Raw genomic sequence first — 663 nt, forward strand, 5'->3', positions numbered from 1 at the left:
CGCACGACTTCCGCTCCACCGAGGCCACATCGAACCCGGAGTCGGTCCTGCACGGCCACAAACGGGACAAGGTCGGCGCCGGCGGCCTCGGCAAGAACGAACGCCTCGTGGACCTCAGAGAAATGGGCACATCCCACTCCAGCGGCGACTGGCGGGCCTACCTGGACGAGATCAAACGGGACTGGGACCAAGCACTCGCCGAAACCGAGGAAGCCTCACCGCAACGCCGCGCTCTCTACGAGCAGTTGGCCGGCCCGCGGACCCGCCCGTGACCACACGGCCACCAGCGCGCACCACCACGGCCCTGGCCGACGCCAGGAGCAGACCCGGAGTCCCGGCCGAACGCGCGAACCACACCGACACCGACGTCCGGCGGTCAGCCTCTTGCCACGCGCCGACGTGGCCGACGGAGGTCCTGCACACGATGACCGGTACCTGACGTGGCGCACGCTCGCGCGGCGGCGATCTCCGAGCGTCAGGACGACCGGAAGGCCGACGAAGGCCGATGAAGGCCGACGTCCCGGCATCGGCTCTCTGGTGGCGCGTCCGCCAGTCATGGGCACGGAGGCGAATCGTGAGGTCGGCGCGAAGCAGGGTGTTGTGCGGGTGAGCGAGCGGTCGGGGGGACGAGCGGTCGGCGGCGCTAGGGGCTGTTTGAGGTTC

The 663-nt window shown here is 70.1% G+C and carries 1 pseudogene; it reads left to right on the plus strand.

What is annotated here, in order from left to right:
- Positions 1–272, plus strand: a pseudogene (locus CCN72_RS41165) (PE-PGRS family protein); the annotation flags it as partial.
- Positions 273–663 lie beyond the last annotated feature (391 nt).

Source organism: Streptomyces murinus, assembly GCF_002154555.1.
Lineage (GTDB): Bacteria > Actinomycetota > Actinomycetes > Streptomycetales > Streptomycetaceae > Streptomyces > Streptomyces murinus.